Source organism: Dietzia sp. KRD202 (assembly GCF_017168155.1).
Taxonomy (GTDB): Bacteria; Actinomycetota; Actinomycetes; order Mycobacteriales; family Mycobacteriaceae; genus Dietzia; species Dietzia kunjamensis.
Genome location: NZ_JABFAN010000020.1, coordinates 28942 through 42744, shown reverse-complemented (window position 1 = coordinate 42744; position 13803 = coordinate 28942). Strand labels below are relative to the sequence as shown.

General features: G+C 67.9%; 9 protein-coding genes and 1 pseudogene. 6 read left to right on the top strand and 4 right to left on the bottom strand.

What is annotated here, in order from left to right; genetic code table 11:
• Positions 1-434: 434 nt before the first annotated feature.
• Positions 435-2023: pseudogene (locus tag J1M64_RS17995) on the bottom strand (IS1182 family transposase).
• Positions 2024-2367: 344 nt separating this feature from the next.
• On the opposite strand from J1M64_RS17995, the gene J1M64_RS17990 reads away from it, so the two are divergent.
• The 3 genes from J1M64_RS17990 (at position 2368) to J1M64_RS17980 (ending at position 5255) form a co-directional block, all read left to right on the top strand.
• On the top strand, positions 2368-2889 hold the full coding sequence (locus tag J1M64_RS17990; protein WP_206475079.1) for a hypothetical protein: 522 nt from the start codon (positions 2368-2370) through the stop codon (positions 2887-2889).
• 210 nt (positions 2890-3099) lie between these two features.
• Complete coding sequence (locus tag J1M64_RS17985; RefSeq protein ID WP_206475078.1) at positions 3100-3561, top strand: hypothetical protein; 462 nt, start codon at positions 3100-3102, stop codon at positions 3559-3561.
• Positions 3562-3995: 434 nt separating this feature from the next.
• Positions 3996-5255, top strand: coding sequence for an IS256 family transposase (locus J1M64_RS17980; RefSeq protein ID WP_068162682.1), 1260 nt, complete (start codon positions 3996-3998; stop codon positions 5253-5255).
• Between the two features lie 1051 nt (positions 5256-6306).
• On the opposite strand, the gene J1M64_RS17975 is transcribed toward J1M64_RS17980, so the two are convergent.
• The 3 genes from J1M64_RS17975 to J1M64_RS17965 all read right to left on the bottom strand — a co-directional run bounded on the left by J1M64_RS17975 (position 6307) and on the right by J1M64_RS17965 (position 9414).
• The gene (locus J1M64_RS17975) at positions 6307-7089 is read right to left on the bottom strand and encodes a recombinase family protein (RefSeq protein ID WP_206475077.1); all 783 of its coding nucleotides are present in this window, start codon (positions 7087-7089) and stop codon (positions 6307-6309) included.
• Positions 7090-7255: 166 nt separating this feature from the next.
• Positions 7256-8608, bottom strand: a complete 1353-nt coding sequence (locus J1M64_RS17970) for an alpha/beta hydrolase domain-containing protein (RefSeq protein WP_206475076.1) — start codon at positions 8606-8608, stop codon at positions 7256-7258.
• 50 nt (positions 8609-8658) lie between these two features.
• Positions 8659-9414: a hypothetical protein gene (locus J1M64_RS17965; RefSeq protein WP_206475075.1), complete on the bottom strand. Its 756-nt coding sequence runs from the start codon at positions 9412-9414 to the stop codon at positions 8659-8661.
• 226 nt (positions 9415-9640) lie between these two features.
• On the opposite strand from J1M64_RS17965, the gene J1M64_RS17960 reads away from it, so the two are divergent.
• From J1M64_RS17960 to J1M64_RS17950, 3 genes are all read left to right on the top strand, one after another.
• The gene (locus J1M64_RS17960; RefSeq protein ID WP_206475074.1) at positions 9641-10465 is read left to right on the top strand and encodes an acyl-CoA thioesterase II; all 825 of its coding nucleotides are present in this window, start codon (positions 9641-9643) and stop codon (positions 10463-10465) included.
• Between the two features lie 13 nt (positions 10466-10478).
• Positions 10479-12116, top strand: a complete 1638-nt coding sequence (locus J1M64_RS17955) for an acyl-CoA dehydrogenase family protein (protein WP_206475073.1) — start codon at positions 10479-10481, stop codon at positions 12114-12116.
• A 167-nt stretch (positions 12117-12283) separates the two neighbouring features.
• Positions 12284-13651 (top strand): cytochrome P450, encoded by a 1368-nt coding sequence (locus J1M64_RS17950; protein WP_206475072.1) that lies wholly within the window; start codon positions 12284-12286, stop codon positions 13649-13651.
• The last annotated feature ends 152 nt before the right edge of the window (positions 13652-13803 follow it).

The window sequence follows — 13803 nt, the reverse complement described above, 5'->3', positions numbered from 1 at the left end:
TGGCCGGCCTCTTCCGAAACCAGATGCCGACGTCATGCTGCGCCTGAAACCCGCGGCCCCAGCGGGGTGGACGAGGGCTCCCGCGGCGGCCCGCCTGGCGCCGTGAATGTGCCTTAAAAACCTACAGCTTTACGAGACGGCAGAACGACACCCGGACTCACCGGTTCGTCGCGCGCTGATGGTGTGGTCTGAAGTCTCAAGAAGCCGTCTCGACCTGCGCAGCGATTGGCCATCAGCACTAGGAGGCTGCTGAACAAGGCGCCATTGGGGGTTGCGGTGGTGTGAGCGGCTTGCGGATCGGTCTCGGTGGGCCGTCAAGCGGCGATTCAGGTCAGCGCTCTGGGTACGGCGACTGGGAGCGATGCGCCCGCTTGTGGTCCTCGTGTGGCTGACCGGCCTGCAGCAGGGAGGTTCATGAGGCCCTGGTTACTGGGTCAGGCCAGGGCCCAGGTCCCGTTCTCCATGGTCAGCCCCATGGCGAGCAGGCGTCGTAGGTTGAGGGCGGCGGCGCGGTGGTGGAGCCAGCTGTTGTTCTTATCCACCCCGCGATAGGGCACTCGTCGGGCGCCTCGGGTGAGCCAGGCGATGGAGCGTTCCACCATCGGGCGATGCTGCCGGTAGGTGGCCCGGAAGTCCTCGCCCTGTGCGCGCTGGCGGTGCTGGCGTTGCAGCACATGGTGCTCGCCAGCAGCACCGAGCGGCCGGATTGTGAGGTGGTGCACCGCTGGCGCAGCGGACACTGCCGGCAGGCCGCACCGAACTTCGCCCGGCCCTGCGGCGACACTGTCCGCGTGACATCAGCCGGGCAGGTCAACGTGTTTGCCGAGGCATCGAAGGTGAAGTCATCCAGACCAAACCCGCCCTCCACAGCGGGCCTGGTCGGCCAGGGTTTGACCAGGGGCAGCCACTGCTTTCCGGCGAGGGTGGCCAGCATGTCTCCGGTGGCGTACGCCGAGTCTCCGAGCACTTCAATGTGTTCGACGTCTGTAGTGGTGGGATCTGTGGTCACCAGGTCCGCACCGACGGCGGCGTCGGAATTGTCCGGACCGCTGGCCCGAGTCAGCCGGGCCGCAGTGGTCAGCCCGGTATCGGGTTCGACCACGATGTGGGCTTTGAACCCGTCCTGGCGACGCTGCTGGGTCTTGTGCGCGTGCCGGGCATCGGGGTCCACGGTAGAGATCACCCGGTCCGGGACGGTGCGGCGGGCGATGCGCCACCGGCCGTCGGTGCCATCGGAATCCTCGGCGGGCTCGACGTCCTGGCCGGCGACCAATGCCAGCAGCGCCACCGCCTCGGCTGGTCTGCCGCCGGCGGCGGTGATCGCCTCAACATCCAGAGCCTCAAGCAGTGCCAGAGCGTCTGCGACCAGGGCCGAGACCAGCTCGTCGCGGGCGGCCCGGTCATCCCAGGCGATACGCGGTTTGCCCGCCGTCTCGTATCCGTGGCCGGTCACCTGGGCCAGGCGGGTGCACACGCTGGCGATGAGGTCTTTGGCGTCGGGGACCTCGCGGCCCACCCGACGGATCTGGGCGATCAACTGGGTGATCGTGTCCTGACGGGCCACCGCATCATCCAGAACCGTCGAGTCCAGTGCCCGGCGGGTCTTGGACTTGACCGCCCCGGTCTCGGCGATGACCTGGCGCACCACCTCGAAGATCCGCTGCGGACGCTCGCTGGCCGCCAACCGGCGCCGCCAGTAAGTCAACGTCGACGAGTCGAAGCCCTTCGCATCGACCGCGTACCCGCACGCGGCCTTCCACCGCAGGTCAAACGTCAACGCTTCCACGGCCTCCCGGTCGGAGTGCCCAAACAGAGCCTGAAGCACGATGACCGAGGCGATCACCTCCCCCGGGATCGACGGCCGGCCCCGGCCCGAGGGAAACAGATCGGCGAACAACTCCGCCGGGAACAAGCGATCCCGATGCTCGGCCAGCAACGCGAACACGCTGCCGGGCTCGAGCAGATGCCCCGCCACCGACTCCACATCCAGCAATTCCCGTTGCCGATCCGACTCACCCTGCATACACGCAGTATTTCAGGCGCCCCGCCAACCCGAGGTGCGGACACCCGGATTGTTCAGCAGCCTCCTAGCGACTCACGCGACCGCGGGCCGTGTCCCCAAAGCGAGACTTGCACGTGGCCTGGCGACTGACGCCGCACTCGCGGCAGAAGGCCGCGACGGGCAACAACAACCCTCGGGACGCGGCGCCTAGCCCACGTAATGTAACCGCCGCTCGCATCGTGTGCTATACAGTTTCGGAGAAAGATGCCAGTCCCCGCCGGATCAAAACGCTCGAAAACTGCTACTGCGAGACAGCATCTACCACAGACAAGTTTGAGACGAGTTTGTCTCCAAAAGGATCAGACGTGAAGTTGAAGATAGCTCTCAGCGCGTTTGCACTCACCGCCCTAGCTGTGCCGTCCGCATCTGCCCAATCGCTTGACTTTGGGTCCCTGTCTCAGGGTTCAGGAAACAGCAACAACGAAGACACAGTGACCCCCCAAAAGGGCGCGCAATATTTTGTTAACGTCAGCGCCCACCAATCGACAGACGCATTGCGTTGCAAAATATCGGTGCAAGTAAACGATATGATCTCAGAAGTGCCTCAAGGCCGCCTGGGGTGGATAGACAAGGACTCTGGACGCACCTGGGCCACTGAAACTTGGAACCCTTCCGGTATGTTCGTTGAAGTAATGTTCTATCCAGTCCCGGGGTATGCGTGGAACGAGGACTGGGCTGGAACTGATCGCAACATGGAATTCTTTGTGATTGATCGCATCACTAACGAAAATGTTCCTCTTGGAAATGCCGTAATTTCCATCCCGTATAAGTGTCCGCTTGATCGTGCCGGCTCCCTCAAACTGCAGACAGATAATTTCTCTGTTTAACTTTCAAGGGTTGAGTCCTACCTGAGATATCGGACCCTTCCGGATCAACGCACTCTTGAACCGGAAGGGCCCATTAACCATCCGGCGAACGGCTACTTAGATTTCGCTCATGTCCTCGCTAGGATAGTCTGGCCAGCCCAGGTTGGCAGCCCTTCACCAGAAAGTTGGACACGCATGCGCGTATTAAAAGCCGCTGCTATAGCTGTCGCCATGGCCATCGCCAGCACAGCCACGGCCAGTGCTCAGTCGCTGGACTTTGGCTCCCTAGGGAGTTCGACCTCTGCCCCGCAGCTAACCGAGACCGTGACGACACCTACGGGGCTAACGGCGAACTATCGCGTTGAGAACTGCAACGGTAGCTACCGCATCTCCGGAAAACTCAGCGCCACCCAGCGGGGCTACATGTGGCTCAACTATGAAGGGACCAAGAACGGCGACTGGCCCGGGCAGGTCGTCTACGGGAAGATGCCCCTGTGGTCCGTTTTCTTGGATCCCGGTTACGAGACGGACGAGGTCCCGTTGGGGGCCGCAGGCTCGGTGGTTTCCGACCAGCCCGCCTATCTCACCTTCGGGTTCGACCCGTTCGGCCCGAACGGGATTATCAACGTCCCGGACGATCAACGTTCCGTAAGAGTGGCCATCAATCCCGCGACGGTTCAGGGCTGCTCCTAAAAGGCATCGGGATCGGCCCGCTTCCAGTTGGAAGCGGGCCGATCCCGCTTTTGAACCTGACCTAGCTGCAGTAATGACACATGGGGATGACCTTGCCCCTGGGCAGCAAGCGGAAGGACCGTAAGTCTGCGCGCCGCAAAATCGGTTCTGAGAGAGATGCTCGGCCCCCCGACGACTGACGGTTCATGCGACATCTATCGGTGCTCCAGCCCCCTCCGCGTCCTGCAAAGAAGTACATAGACCAAACGGCAAGCGCAGCGATCAGGCTTACGAGGCCACCATCTCAGGAGTAGCTACGACAGTAGTGCCCCATAGAGTGGTGTAACTCGGTGGCCGAGATCGTCTGCGATTCCGTGTTGTGCACGGGTGTAGAGCGGCCACCGTGTGATCCTTCGAGTCAACCTTCTACCGAATCCTCGAACGGAGTCATCACGATGACCGCACCTCATATTGTCGACCCTGCAGGCCTGCTTGGCCAAGCCCTCGCCGACGCGTCGCCGGATCTGATGCGCGAGCTACTGCAGACCATGATCAACGCATTGCTCTCCGCCGATGCCGACGCCGTGTGCGGCGCCGAGTGGAACGCCCGCTCGGAACAGCGCACCAACCACCGCAACGGCTACCGCCACCGGCCCCTGGATACCCGGGTCGGCACCGTCGACGTCGCCGTCCCGAAGCTGCGCTCGGGCAGCTACTTCCCCGAGTGGCTGCTCGAGCGCCGCAAGCGAGCCGAGTCCGCGCTGATCACCGTCGTAGCCGACTGCTATCTGGCCGGGGTGTCTACCCGCCGGATGGACAAGCTGGTCAAGACCCTGGGTATCGACTCGCTGTCCAAGTCGCAGGTCTCACGCATGGCCCAGGACCTGGACGAGCAGGTCGCCGCGTTCCGGCACCGCCGCCTGGACGAGGCCGGGCCGTTCACCTTCGTCACCGCCGATGCGTTGACGATCAAGGTCCGCGAGAACAAGCAGGTCGTCAAGGCTTCCGTGCTGCTGGCCACCGGCGTCAACGGCGACGGCCACCGCGAGGTGCTGGGCATACAGGTCGCCACCAGTGAGACCACGGCCTCGTGGAACACCTTCTTCGCCGACCTGGTTGCCCGCGGCCTGGGCGGGGTGCGGCTGGTGACCTCCGATGCCCACGCCGGGCTCATCGAGGCGATCGCGGCGAACCTGCCCGGCGCCGCGTGGCAACGCTGCCGCACCCACTACTCGGCGAACCTCATGGCCGTGTGCCCCAAGTCCATGTGGCCGGCCGTGAAGGCGATGCTGCACAGCGTCTACGACCAGCCCACCGCGGAGGCGGTCAACGCGCAATTCGACCGGCTGCTGGAGTACGCCGAGCACCGGCTGCCCGAGGTCGCCGACCACCTCGGCGACGCCCGCGAAGACCTGCTCGCCTTCACCGCATTTCCCGACGACGTGTGGCGACAGATCTGGTCCAACAACCCCACCGAGCGGCTCAACCGCGAGATCCGCCGCCGCACCGACGTCGTGGGCATCTTCCCCAACCGGGATGCCATCGTCCGCCTCATCGGCGCCGTCCTGGCCGAGCAGACCGACGAATGGGCCGAAGGCCGCCGATACCTCGGCCTAGAAGTGCTCAGCCGCTGCCGGCTCACCCTGACCACCAACACCGACACCAGCCAGGCGACGGAGGTGAGCACCGATGAACTGATGCAACTACCCGCCTGACCACCAACGAAGGATCAAAAACGAGTTACACCACTACCAGGGGCTTGACCGCTACGACGAGGGAGTCGAAGCTGGGCTTCTGCTCGCAATGTCGGCAGTTGAGACTTTACCGTGGCGCTCCGGGAGCGAGGCGGTCACCCGCGTAGGGATTCGACCGCCGGCGGAGGTGTGCGGCGAACCCCACCAGCCGACCGGCCCCGAGGCGGCCTCATGGCCGGGTCGCCATCCACCCGGCCAACTATGCGGTGCGCGCGGTCGCGTCCACGGTTTCGCGCCAGCTCACGTGACCGACGCCGTGGTCGGCAAGGTCTACTGGACTGATGCGCGCAACGGCACCGTCTCAGGGTTCGAGGTTCTCTGGCCTGCGGGCGACGGCCGCGCAAGCCGATCGCACTCGGCAGGATGCTCTCGGTTTTACGGTCCGCGGCAAGAAGTCCGGCCATCGTAGTCGCGGACATCGAGACCAGCGTGATTTGTTCGATCGGCCCCTGTCAACGATCAGGCAACCAAGGTGAAGGGACGAAATTACCGTGATCGCCGGCCAGGGCACGGCATCCCGGCGACACTCTTCCGGTGAGCGCGGGCCGGCAGAGTGGGACGCACTGACCAGCGGCCGGGAAGTCGACGTTGTACCGGCACCCTGATACCGGTTGCGCCGCGGCCCCGACACGCGTCGCCCCTGCCGAAGCGTGGAATCGCCGCCGGGAACACTTCAGCGGCCCGAATTGCCCGCCCCCGCCACCGGGTCACTCCGCGAAAGTAGTGTTCTACATCGCCATGTCCATCATGTCCATCATCGGCATTCCACTCATCTGGTGAAACCACGCCATCAGCTGGTGCAGCACGTCGTGCACCTGGCCCATCATGCCCGTCATATCCATCGCGCTTTCCCTTCGAAATCGACACCCTCGACTCTCGAGGTGGCCCCAGTGTCTATTCTCTGCGACGTGGGCGTGGCGCATCGGCGCCGCAGTCGGTTTTCTTCATCAAATCTTCGTAAACCACCCGTTTTCCTTCGATGTGGCAGGGCTACTGCAAGGTCGGCCACCCATCAACAACTACGCCCCCGGCGCTGCAGGGCCCGGTAGAGCGTGGAACGTCCAATCCCAAGGTCTCGGGCGATCGCCGTCGGCCCCTCCCCCGCCGCAACGCGGGTGCGGGCGTTGTCGATCTGTTCGTCGGTCAGGACGCGTTTCCGTCCCTTGTACTTGCCTTTCGCCTTGGCGATGGCGATGCCCTCGGCCTGGCGCTCACGGATGATGGCCCGCTCAAACTCGGCAAACGCCCCGAGTAGCGACAGCATGAGGTCGGCTCGAGGATCCTGGGCACCAGCGGCGTAGGTGGCCCGCTCGTGTACGAACTCCACGCTCGCGCCCTTCGCGGTGACCTCACCAACGATCTGCTTGAGATCGACTAGGGAACGGGCGAGTCGGTCCATCGACGCGACCACCAGCTCGTCACCGTCCCGCAGATACCTGATGCACTCGGCCAGCTTCACCCGATCGGCACGAGAGCGTGCGGACTGCTTCTCGACGTAGACGCGGTCGCACTCCCCCACCGCCTCGAGCTGACGCGCCTCATTCTGATCAGCAGCCGACACACGCACGTACGCCACCCGCTGCCCACGCGGACGCGAAGCCCGACGAGCCGGCTTCGGTTTCGGTTTCGGCTTCCGCTCGATGACGTTCTCCGAGTCCGTCGACTCCACCCGAAAGTTCCAGCCCAACTCATCCCGGCGACGGAACCGAGTCCGCACCTTCCCGCGGCTGACGATGAGCACCTCCTCGCCACCGTCGCCCGAACGGTTCAGCAACGTCCCGATTCGATCAGCCATCGAAAGAGCCTTTCGTCCGGAATCTGTACCACTACACACTAGACCCGAAGGGACGGCGTTTCATAACTCCAGAAACCACCCTGTGACACAGCGGCGATGGTTGGCGGCGTAGCGTCCCGCACGGGTGTACCTCATCGGAGCATATGCGCCCCCGGCCGGCCCACGCTCACCAGCTGATGCGCTCCGGGCGGGCGTCGGCGAGGATCTCCGCGCGGTCATCGGCCAGCAGGAAACCCTCGGCGATGAGCCGGTCGGTGGCCTCCTCGTAGGCCCGCAGGTACTCGTCGCGGCCTGACCACCGCTGACGCAACTGCTCCTCGGCCACCTCCTCCGTGCGACCGAGGAGCATGCAGAACGGCGCGGACTGCGGGTACGGCGCACCGACCAATCTCTCGACCGGCGCCTCCACGGCCGGGGTCCGCACGCCACCCCGGCCGATGCCCAGATCGCCGGGGACCACCTCGTCGTCGTCGAGTTCGACCGGCAGCGCGGAAGGCGGTCGCGACCCGCCCGCCACCCACGACACCAGGTGACGCAGCGCGGCCCGCACCACGAACACCTGCTGGCCACTGTTGATGGCGCCCCCGCAGTCGACCAGACCCGCCAGCTCGCCCAACTGGTAGGCGTCCGCGTGCGCCTGGCCCGCGATCTCCCAGGTCGCCACGTTCTCCGAATCGGGCTGGCGCGAGCGGGCCGAGTCGAGCAACCCACCCAGATCACCCTCGGCCTGCACGACCAGCACGGGCGTATCGAGATCGTCGCGCAGGAGCATCGTGGACGAGCGGACGGCGGTGGCGATGCCGGCCGCGCAACCCCTGTCGTCGAACGGCAGCGCGCCCCCGCCACGGCTGTGCAGCAGGAACCCGTCGAACACGCCGACCAGCGGGTGCACACCGTCGATGTAGGAGGTCAGGGCGATCGCCGACTGCGACTCCCCGATCGCGATCACCGTCTCCGGCACCAGCCCGGCCAGCGGGCCGTCGTCGCGCGCATCGCGGCAGAACCGGCCCACCTGGGTGACGATGTCATAGGAGTACGCGTCCCCCGGATGGTGGAGCTCGCCGTAGCGCTCGGCCCGCTGCGCCCGCAGGCCGACGGTCTGCCCGCCCATCCCCACGGCGGCGTCGCCACCCTCGACACCGATGAACTGCGCCGACACCCCGACCCACGCGTGACCGGCGCGCACGATCTCGTCGGCGAGGTAGGTGTACTCCGGCGCGGCGTCCTGGCCGCCGCTGACGTTGAGCCACTCGACCAGCACCACGCCGCTGAACCGGGCGGCGTCGGGGCGGCGGACCAGCACGCGGGTGGCGAACGGCGCCGAATCGGCCTGAGCCAGCTGGATGCGCCCGCCAGTGGGCAGTTCGCCGACCGAGTAGGACACCGCCTCACCGGACGCGGCCCACTCCGTCTCCGTGAACCCCGCCGCGGCGAGATCCGGGCCCGGGCGGGCGGCCATGGGCGGGGCGATCCGCCCCTCGGTGAGTTCGGTGAACGTCGGCGTCTGGACTGGCTGCATGATCCAGATTCTCTCCCGACCGACGCCCGATCCGGATCCCTTTCGCGTCGCTACCCGCCGTCCGCGGCCGCGTCGTTGCCCGGCGAGGTGGATGTCGGCACCTGGGTGGGCGTGGAGGACGCCGGCGTGGTGGCAGTGGTCCTCGAGGTGCTCGCCGGAGATGACGTCGACTCCTCCGACGGCGACCCGGTCCGCGTACTCGTGCGAGTCGGGGAGGTCGTGGCCGGGGACACGGTCGTCGCGCGAGGCGTGGGCGTGGACGCGACCGTCGCCGCCCCCAGCGCCGGCGGGGCGCTCCGGCCCCGTGACGAGCAGTCCCCCAGGTGCTTCTGCGCCATCCACGCCGGGGCGCCCAGGGCGATCGCCTCGTCCGGACACGTCCCCAGGTAGATCGACACGTCCCCGACCCTGCGCCACCTGCCGTCGGAATACGCGACCCAGTAGGGGTCGCCCGACACCGCGCTGGCCATGACCGCCCACCCGGACCCGCAGTCGATGATCCGCGCGCCGCTGTTCGGGTACAACAGGTCGGAGTTGATCACCCCGGCATCGCACTCCGGTCCCGACACCTCGAGCATCCCGGTGACCTCCGGCGCCGAGGAGCGCGGCATGAGCCGCGACATGCGGGGCGACGAGGGCGAGGTCGCAGGGGAGGACGTCGTGGCGTCGGTGGCCACCGGTTCCGAGCGCTGGTCTCCGGGTCTGACGATAGCCACCACGCCGAACGCCACGACGAGCACGGCGGCGAGCGCCGCGGCGGCAGCGATCAGCGTTCTCGAGGCGGCGAACTTGGGCAGTCCGGTCATCGCGCGTCTCCTGCACGCTCGGAGCCACACCCATTGTGAGGTCATCTTTACTATATAAACGTCGTCAAGAGGGTCAACGGGTTTCACCCGCCCCACCTGCGCGGCCGCTGCCTCGCAACCCCGAGAAAAGCCGGACGATCCCCGATGGCGGGCGTTCCTCGTCGTCGTCGCCCCTCTCCTCGGTACGGTGAGCCCGCGCCCATCCCCTCGCCCCACAGGAGGTCCCGTGACCGGTCAGGACGCCCCCACCCACGTGTTCGACGAGGCGGTCGCGCTGGAGCCGGTCGGCGAGAACCTCTTCCGCGGCCGCACCCACGCCGCGTGGGCCAACATGGTCGGGCCGTTCGGCGGCATCACCGCGGCCACCATGCTGGGCGCGATCCTGCAGCACCCCGACAAGCACGGCGACCCGCTCGCGCTGACCCTCAACTACGCCGGTCCGGTCGCCGAGGGCGAGTTCGAGATCGAGGCCCGCCCCGCCCGCACCAACCGCTCCAACCAGCACTGGTGGGTGGAGATGCGCCAGGGCGACGAGGTCGTCACCACCGCCACCGCGATCACCGGCCTGCGCAGCGAGACGTGGTCGGAGACCGAGACCGCCCCGCCGGCCGTCCCCGCGCCGGAGGATCTCACCGCCGCCACGTCGGACCGCGGCGTGCGGTGGGTCGACAACTACGACATGCGGTTCGTCACCGGCGGGTGGGACGACGTGGCCTCCGGTGAGGAGCAACCGGAGTCGACGACGACGATGTGGATCCGCGACGCCCAGCCCCGCGGACTCGACCATCTCGCCCTGACGTCCCTGTGTGATTCGTTCTTCCCGAGGTCGTTCCTCCGGCTCGGTCGGCCGGTCCCGGCGGGCACGGTGACGTTGACCATCCACTTCCTGGCCACCGCCGACGAGATCGCCGCCCAGGGCACGGACTTCCTGCTCGGCAGCGTGCACTCGCACCGGTTCCACGGCAACTACCACGACGAAGCCGCGCGCCTGTGGAGCCGCGACGGCACGCTGCTGGCCACGGGCACGCAGTTGATGTACTTCAAGAGCTAGAGGGGGAGCACCCATGTCCTCGACCCGACACCGCAGTACCCACGTGGTCCTCAACCAGGCGCCGCCCCGCGTGGACGTGGACGAGTACGCCCTCAACCCGGCACTGCAGGAGGCCGTCGCGGTGTTCTCGCCGCACGCCCGCGTCGAGAGGTTCCACGAGATCGGCCGCCACGTGGGCACCGAGCAGTACCAACACGACGCGGAGCTGGCCAACACCCTCACGCCGGTGCACCGCGCGCACGACCGGTGGGGCAACCGGGTCGACGAGATCGAGTTCCACCCCGCCTACCACCGGATCATGGAGTACTCGGTGTCCCACGGGCTGCACACCTCGGCGTGGGCCGACCCGGGGCCGGGGGCGAACGTCGAGCGGGCCGTGGGGTTCATGCTGGTGTCGCAGATCGAGGCCGGCCACGGGTGCCCGCTGTCGATGACGCACGCGGTGGTCCCGTCGCTGCGGCTGAGCCCCGAGCTGGCCGCCGAGTGGGAGCCGGCGCTGCTGTCGACGGTGTACGACCCCGAGCTGCGCGACCCCGCCACCAAGTCGGGCGTGCTGTTCGGGATGGCCATGACCGAGAAGCAAGGCGGCTCGGACGTCCGCGCCAACACCACCACCGCCGAGCCCGTCGGTGACGGTGACTGCCACGTCCTGCGCGGGCACAAGTGGTTCTGCTCGGCCCCGCAGTCGGACGCGTTCCTCGTCCTGGCGCAGGCGCCGGCCGGCCTGAGCTGCTTCCTCGTCCCGCGGGTCCTGCCCGGCGGCGAGCAGAACCCGTTCCTCGTGCAGCGCCTCAAGGACAAGCTGGGGAACAAGTCCAACGCGTCCTCGGAGGTGGAGTTCGACGGCACGCTCGGCTGGATGGTCGGCGAACCCGGCCGCGGGGTGCGCACGATCATCGAGATGGTCGGCCGGACCCGCCTGGACTGCGTCCTCGGGGCGGCGGCGGGCATGCGCCAGGGCGTGGCCGAGGCGGCGTGGCACGCCCGGCACCGGGCCGCGTTCGGCGCGACGCTGGTGGACCAGCCCGCGATGGCCGCGGTCCTGGCGGACCTGCAGCTCGAGGCGGAGGCCGCGACGTGGACCGCGCTGCGCCTGGCCTCGGCGTACGACGACGACGAGTTCGCCCCCTACCGCCGGCTCGCCACCGCGGTCGCCAAGTACTGGATCTGCAAGCGCGGGCCGAACCACGCCTACGAGTCGCTGGAGTGTCTCGGCGGCAACGGGTACACCGAGTCGTTCCCGCTCGCCCGCCGCTACCGGGAGCAGCCGGTCCTCGCGGTGTGGGAGGGCTCGGGCAACGTCATCGCGCTCGACGTGCTGCGGGCGATGGCCCGCGAGCCGGAGTCCGTGGCCGCGTTCGACGCCGAACTGGCCGCGCAGCTGGGCGGTCACGAGCTGTACGACCGGCACGTCGAGCGGGTGCGCGCGCTGATCGGCCGCGCGGCCGCCGACCCGGGCGCCGCGCCCGGGATCGCCCGCCGCCTGGTGGAGGCGATGGCCCTGGCCCAGCAGGCCGCGGTCCTGCTCGCCCACGCACCGGCCCCGGTCGCGGAGGCGTTCTGCCTGGCCCGGCTCGGCGACGACCGCTCGGCCGAGTACGGCGCCCTGCCCGACGGCGTGGACATCGACGCACTGGTCGCCCGAGCCTGAGTCAGGCGGGGGCGGCCGGCCGGTGGTGTCACGGCCGGCGGGACTGCCGGCTGGCCGAGCCGCCGCCAGGGGGGCGGGTGAAAGAAACGACACCGCCGGTTTCGGTGATCGCGTGACAACTAGTGACGGCTGTCACACACTGGGGTCACCCGACAACGAGGTGCCTGATGTCCATCCCTGGTGATCCGCGGGAGAGGGTCTACCGACCCGGCCCGGCCCCACTGCGCTCCAAGCTGCCGGTCCTCGGCGGCACGCTCGAATACGTCCACAGCCCGTTGGCGACCATGGCCCGCCGCTATCGCGATCACGGCCCCGTCTCCGACCTGAACTTCCTCGGCGCCACGTGGACCGCCCTGATCGGCCCCGACGCCTGCCAGGCCGCCCTGCAGAACGCGGACAAGGCGTTCGCCAGCGGCCCCGGCTGGGGATACCTGGTGGGGCCGTTCTTCAACCGCGGGCTGATGCTGCTCGACTTCGAGGAGCACCACCACTACCGGCACATCATGCAGGAGGCGTTCACCCGTCCCCGGCTCGAGGGCTACACCCGCAGGCTCGCCCCGTTGGTCGACGAGGGCATCGGCGCCTGGGCCCCGGACCGGGCGTTCCAGATCTATCCCGCGCTCAAGACGCACACCCTCGACCTGGCGACCGAGGTGTTCATGGGAGGTGCCGAATACGCGGCCCCCGGGGAGCTCGACAAGGTCAACACGGCATTCGTCGACTGCGTCCAGGCCGCGAACGGCTATGTTCGTTCCACCGCGGTGCCGTTCACCAAGTGGGGCCGAGCGGCCCGGGGGCGCCGGCTGCTCGAGGAGTTCCTGCGCCGCCACCTGCCGGCCCGGCGCGCCAACCCGGGAGAGGACCTGTTCTCCGCCCTGTGCCAGGTGGCGGACGCCTCCGGCGGGATCGACGACGACGACATCATCAACCAGATGATCTTCCTGCTCATGGCCGCGCACGACACCACCACCAGCACGGTGACGTCGATGGTCTACGAGCTCGGCCGCGACGTCCAGTGGCAGGAGCGGCTCCGCCGGCAGTGCCAGGACCTGGGTCCGAACCCCACCATGGCCGAGCTGGAGGAGCTGCCCGATCTGGCGTTGGTGATGAAGGAGTCGCTACGCCTGCACCCGCCGGTGCCGGTGATGGCACGCAAGACGGTCAAGGACACCGAGATCCTGGGCGTGGAGATCCCGGCCGGGCGGCTCACCTCGATCATGCCGCTGTACTCGCACCACATGCCCGAGTACTGGACGGACCCGGAGATCTTCGACCCCGAACGCTTCTCCGACGAGCGGCGGGAGGACAAGTCGCACCGCTTCGCGTGGGAGCCGTTCGGCGGCGGGGTGCACAAGTGCCTCGGCATGATCTTCGCCAACCTCGAGTCGAAGCTGGTGCTCAGTGCACTGCTACGCCACTTCGAGTGGTCGGTCCCGCTGGACTACGTCCCGCCCATGAAGAACGACTCGCTGCCCTACCCCGCGGACGGACTGCCCGTCTCGCTGCGGCCGCTGGCCCGCGTCGCCGCGAACTGACCCCGCCGCCCGCCCGGCCTCCGCCGTCCAGAGGATTTCGCCTGTATCGCCCGAGTGGGTCTGAGCGAAATCCTCTGCTCGGCGATGATGCCGCGGCGGCGGGGGGCGGGACGGCCAGCGTGTCGGCCGGCGGGACGGCCAGCGTGGCGGCC

Excerpts from the sequence above, each read along its gene's own strand:
- J1M64_RS17965 (WP_206475075.1), bottom strand. The coding sequence starts at position 9,414 with ATGACCGGACTGCCCAAGTTCGCCGCCTCGAGAACGCTGATCGCTGCC.
- J1M64_RS17970 (WP_206475076.1), bottom strand. The coding sequence starts at position 8,608 with ATGCAGCCAGTCCAGACGCCGACGTTCACCGAACTCACCGAGGGGCGG.
- J1M64_RS17980 (WP_068162682.1), top strand. The coding sequence starts at position 3,996 with ATGACCGCACCTCATATTGTCGACCCTGCAGGCCTGCTTGGCCAAGCC.
- J1M64_RS17955 (WP_206475073.1), top strand. The coding sequence starts at position 10,479 with ATGTCCTCGACCCGACACCGCAGTACCCACGTGGTCCTCAACCAGGCG.
- J1M64_RS17975 (WP_206475077.1), bottom strand. The coding sequence starts at position 7,089 with ATGGCTGATCGAATCGGGACGTTGCTGAACCGTTCGGGCGACGGTGGC.
- J1M64_RS17950 (WP_206475072.1), top strand. The coding sequence starts at position 12,284 with ATGTCCATCCCTGGTGATCCGCGGGAGAGGGTCTACCGACCCGGCCCG.
- J1M64_RS17985 (WP_206475078.1), top strand. The coding sequence starts at position 3,100 with ATGGCCATCGCCAGCACAGCCACGGCCAGTGCTCAGTCGCTGGACTTT.